This window comes from Collinsella aerofaciens (genome assembly GCF_028207065.1).
Lineage (GTDB): Bacteria > Actinomycetota > Coriobacteriia > Coriobacteriales > Coriobacteriaceae > Collinsella > Collinsella aerofaciens_AR.
The window spans coordinates 1-5,425 of sequence record NZ_JAQLFP010000054.1; the positions used below are offsets into that span (position 1 = coordinate 1).

Genomic DNA, 5,425 nt, shown 5'->3' on the forward strand with positions numbered 1-5,425 from the left:
GGCGTGCACCTTGAGAACCGGATACTGCGAGGATGGACACATTCAGTGTCGCATCCGGGCAGACATCGAACCATTTGAAATGGTCTAACTTGGATTTGTTTTTCGCAAGGCCGCCGAGAGGCGGCCCCGAGAAATTCCTTTTCCTATACAGAACCATATGAATCGAACGGAACCGATCAGCGTAACAGTTGTGAGGACCGGACGGGCTCGAAGCCCAGAATATTTTGGACGGAGAGTTCGATCCTGGCTCAGGATGAACGCTGGCGGCGCGCCTAACACATGCAAGTCGAACGGCACCCACCTCCGGGTGGAAGCGAGTGGCGAACGGCTGAGTAACACGTGGAGAACCTGCCCCCTCCCCCGGGATAGCCGCCCGAAAGGACGGGTAATACCGGATACCCCGGGGTGCCGCATGGCACCCCGGCTAAAGCCCCGACGGGAGGGGATGGCTCCGCGGCCCATCAGGTAGACGGCGGGGTGACGGCCCACCGTGCCGACAACGGGTAGCCGGGTTGAGAGACCGACCGGCCAGATTGGGACTGAGACACGGCCCAGACTCCTACGGGAGGCAGCAGTGGGGAATCTTGCGCAATGGGGGGAACCCTGACGCAGCGACGCCGCGTGCGGGACGGAGGCCTTCGGGTCGTAAACCGCTTTCAGCAGGGAAGAGTCAAGACTGTACCTGCAGAAGAAGCCCCGGCTAACTACGTGCCAGCAGCCGCGGTAATACGTAGGGGGCGAGCGTTATCCGGATTCATTGGGCGTAAAGCGCGCGTAGGCGGCCCGGCAGGCCGGGGGTCGAAGCGGGGGGCTCAACCCCCCGAAGCCCCCGGAACCTCCGCGGCTTGGGTCCGGTAGGGGAGGGTGGAACACCCGGTGTAGCGGTGGAATGCGCAGATATCGGGTGGAACACCGGTGGCGAAGGCGGCCCTCTGGGCCGAGACCGACGCTGAGGCGCGAAAGCTGGGGGAGCGAACAGGATTAGATACCCTGGTAGTCCCAGCCGTAAACGATGGACGCTAGGTGTGGGGGGACGATCCCCCCGTGCCGCAGCCAACGCATTAAGCGTCCCGCCTGGGGAGTACGGCCGCAAGGCTAAAACTCAAAGGAATTGACGGGGGCCCGCACAAGCAGCGGAGCATGTGGCTTAATTCGAAGCAACGCGAAGAACCTTACCAGGGCTTGACATATGGGTGAAGCGGGGGAGACCCCGTGGCCGAGAGGAGCCCATACAGGTGGTGCATGGCTGTCGTCAGCTCGTGTCGTGAGATGTTGGGTTAAGTCCCGCAACGAGCGCAACCCCCGCCGCGTGTTGCCATCGGGTGATGCCGGGAACCCACGCGGGACCGCCGCCGTCAAGGCGGAGGAGGGCGGGGACGACGTCAAGTCATCATGCCCCTTATGCCCTGGGCTGCACACGTGCTACAATGGCCGGTACAGAGGGATGCCACCCCGCGAGGGGGAGCGGATCCCGGAAAGCCGGCCCCAGTTCGGATTGGGGGCTGCAACCCGCCCCCATGAAGTCGGAGTTGCTAGTAATCGCGGATCAGCATGCCGCGGTGAATGCGTTCCCGGGCCTTGTACACACCGCCCGTCACACCACCCGAGTCGTCTGCACCCGAAGTCGCCGGCCCAACCGCAAGGGGGGAGGCGCCGAAGGTGTGGAGGGTGAGGGGGGTGAAGTCGTAACAAGGTAGCCGTACCGGAAGGTGCGGCTGGATCACCTCCTTTCTAGGGAGATAAATTCTTAGAGAGAAAACACTTTAACTCGAATAGAGGGCAGGAGCCCGTCCGGTGGATGTCGCCAGGATGATTCCCCGCAGCACCCGGTCCCCGGGGTCGCACCCGCGTACCTTGAGAGCCGCATAGCGATAGGAGAGAGATGGAAGATCATTCTTCCAGACTCGATTCTTTTCTGCGATTTATCAGACAGAATGATAGCAATCATTCATCCGATCCAAACAAGAAGAATTCACTTATTAATGAGTGAGGAGCATCTGATCGCGAGCACAGTGAAGACACTGTGCCGCGGTATGAGATACCCGAATTGCGACATACGAGCGCTATTCATGATATCGATTAATTTAACTTAATTAGCGACACGTGGATATCCCGCGGGCCCGATGCGGTCCCGCAAGATACCACGGGCGCACGGCGGATGCCTTGGCACAGGGAGCCGATGAAGGACGCGGCAAGCTGCGATAATCCCCGGCGAGGAGCACACATCCTTCGACCCGGGGGTCTCCGAATGGGCGAACCCATCCACAGCAGTGTGGATATCCCCACCCCGAACACATAGGGGCGGGGAGGACAACCCGGGGAACTGAAACATCTAAGTACCCGGAGGAGAGGAAATCAATCTCGAGACTCCCCGAGTAGCGGCGAGCGAAAGGGGACCGATGGCCAAACCGTCGAGCGGGCATACCCGGCAGGGGTTCCGCCGACGGGGTTGCAGGGCCGCGCATCCGGGGGCTGCCGCCCCCGGGCGCAGGTCCGGCTGGGGAGCGGAACGGCATGGGAGGGCCGGCCGCAGCGGGTGACAGCCCCGTACGCGAACCCAGACCGGACGGCGCGACGCGGTCCCTGAGTAGGGCCGGGCACGTGAAACCCGGTCCGAACCTGGGTGGACCACCATCCAAGCCTGAGTACTACCCTGTGACCGATAGCGCACCAGTACCGTGAGGGAAAGGTGAAAAGCACCCCGGGAGGGGAGTGAAACAGTACCTGAAACCGTGCGCCCACGAGCAGTCGGAGCACCTATACGGTGTGACGGCGTGCCTTTTGTAGAATGAGCCAGCGAGTCGCTGGCGCGGGGCGAGGTTAACCGAAAGGGAGCCGGAGCGAAAGCGAGCCTTAACAGGGCGACTTGAGTCCCGCGCCGCGGACGCGAAGCCGGGTGAGCTATCCGTGGGCAGGCTGAAGCGGGGGTAAGACCCCGTGGAGGGCCGAACGCACGTCGGTTGAAAACGGCGGCGATGACCTGCGGATAGGGGTGAAAGGCCAATCAAACCCGGAGATATCTCGTTCTCCCCGAAATAGCTTTAGGGCTAGCGTCGCGCGTTCACCGCCGGAGGTAGAGCACCGGATGGACGAGGGGGCTTCGCCGCCTACCGAATCCAACCGAACTCCGAATGCCGGCGGCCCAGAGCGCGGCAGTCAGAGCATGTGGGCTAAGCTGTGTGCTCGAGAGGGAAACAGCCCGGACCGCCCGCTAAGGTCCCCAAGTTCCAGCCGAGTGGCAAAGGATGTGCGTCCGCCCAGACAACCAGGATGTTGGCTTAGAAGCAGCCATGCATTCAAAGAGTGCGTAACAGCTCACTGGTCGAGTGGACATGCGCCGACAATACACGGGGCTAAGCTGGACACCGAAGCGGCGGGATTTTGATTTTCAGAATCGGTAGGGGAGCTTCCCATGGGCGGTGAAGCCGCCGGGCGACCGGCGGTGGAGCGCATGGGAGTGAGAATGCTGGCATGAGTAGCGAGAGACGAGAGAGTAACTCGTCCGCCGTGAACCCGAGGTTTCCTGGGCAAGGCTAATCCTCCCAGGGTCAGTCGGGGGCTAAGGCGAGGCCGGGAGGCGTAGCCGACGCGCAGCAGGCAGACATTCCTGCACCGCGCACGCGGCGCTACGACCGACGGGGCGACGGATGGGGGTGGCTCGGCGGGGTTCTGGACGTCCCCGTGATGGAGCGCGGCCCGCGGACCAGGGAAATCCGGTCCGCACGAGGGCGAGGCTCCGGACGAAGCGATCAAGCGAAGCGAGTGAGCCCGAGGTCCCTAGAAAAACCCCTAGGCAGGCGCGTGCGCGCCCGTACCGCAAACCGACACAGGTGGGTGGGTAGAACATACCGAGGCGATCGGGTCAACCATGGTCAAGGAACTCGGCACAATGGCCCCGTAACTTCGGGAGAAGGGGTGCCCGCGCGTACGTGAACCGGCTTGCCCGGGGAGCGGAGGCGGGCCGCAGTGGAGAGGCCCAAGCGACTGTTTACCAAAAACACAGGACTCTGCAGAAGCCGCAAGGCGACGTATAGGGTCTGACGCCTGCCCGGTGCCGGAAGGTCACGCGGAGGAGTTAGCCGCAAGGCGAAGCCCCGAAGCCAAGCCCCGGTAAACGGCGGCCGTAACTATAACGGTCCTAAGGTAGCGAAATTCCTTGTCGGGTAAGTTCCGACCTGCACGAAAGGCGCAACGACTTGGGCGCTGTCTCGACCATGGACCCGGTGAAATTGCACTGGTCGTGAAGATGCGACTTACCCGCGGAAGGACGGAAAGACCCCGTGAACCTTCACTGCAGCTTGGCATTGGCCGCTGGTCCCGCGTGTAGAGGATAGGCAGGAGGCACAGATCCGGAGGCGCCAGCCCCCGGGGAGCCGCCCTTGGAATACTGCCCTCGCGCGACCGGCGTCCTAACCCGAGGCCGTCAACCGGCTCGGGGACCGTGCCAGGCGGGCAGTTTGACTGGGGCGGTCGCCTCCTAAAGGGTAACGGAGGCGCGCGAAGGTCCGCTCGGGACGGTCGGCAACCGTCCTTTTGAATGCAAGAGTACAAGCGGGCTTGACTGCGAGGCCCACAAGCCGAGCAGGTGCGAAAGCAGGCTCTAGTGATCCGGCGGCCCCGAGTGGGTGGGCCGTCGCTCAACGGATAAAAGGTACTCCGGGGATAACAGGCTGATCTTGCCCAAGAGTCCACATCGACGGCAAGGTTTGGCACCTCGATGTCGGCTCATCGCATCCTGGGGCTGGAGCAGGTCCCAAGGGTACGGCTGTTCGCCGTTTAAAGCGGTACGCGAGCTGGGTTCAGAACGTCGTGAGACAGTTCGGTCCCTATCCTCCGTGGGCGCAGGAGAATCGATGGAGGCTGCCCCCAGTACGAGAGGACCGGGGTGGACGCACCTCCGGTGAACCGGTTGTCGACCAACGGCACGGCCGGGTAGCCGCGTGCGGCGCGGATAACCGCTGAAGGCATCTAAGCGGGAAGCCGTTCCAGGGATTAGTTCTCCTTCCGGTAAGGGCCCAGGTAGACTACCTGGTCGATAGACGGCAGGTGCAAGGGCGGCGACGTCCTCAGCCGAGCCGCACTAATCGCCCGAGCTCTTCCGGAACCGCACCTCGCGGCCCGCGGGACTTCGCGCTCATGCGCGGTCCGGGCACGAGGATGCTCCCGAGTCAGATCTTTCCTATGCGCCATGCGGCCCCCAGGGCACGTAGATGAGACCCAGGACACCGTAACGGTGGGCGCCGCCCACCGGTCAGCGGCCAGAGCATGGGGGGCACGCCCGGTCCCGTTCCGAACCCGGAAGCTAAGCCCCATCGCGCCGAGAGTACTGCGGGGCCAGCCCGTGGGAGGCCAGGGCGCCGCTGACCGGTGGACGGCACCGAGCCGTCGCAAGACTTGAAGAAGGGGGAGGCCTCGCGGCCTCCCC

At 63.4% G+C, this 5,425-nt stretch carries 3 rRNA genes; all 3 read left to right on the forward strand.

What is annotated here, in order from left to right:
- Nucleotides 1-225 precede the first annotated feature (225 nt).
- The 3 genes from PMX72_RS10145 to rrf all read left to right on the forward strand — a co-directional run bounded on the left by PMX72_RS10145 (nt 226) and on the right by rrf (nt 5,366).
- Nucleotides 226-1,731: ribosomal RNA gene (locus PMX72_RS10145) — 16S ribosomal RNA — on the forward strand.
- 400 nt (nt 1,732-2,131) lie between these two features.
- Nucleotides 2,132-5,104 (forward strand): 23S ribosomal RNA (locus tag PMX72_RS10150).
- Nucleotides 5,105-5,250: 146 nt separating this feature from the next.
- Nucleotides 5,251-5,366: ribosomal RNA gene (gene rrf, locus PMX72_RS10155) — 5S ribosomal RNA — on the forward strand.
- The 16S, 23S and 5S rRNA genes sit together here, the layout of an rRNA operon.
- Nucleotides 5,367-5,425: the final 59 nt, after the last annotated feature.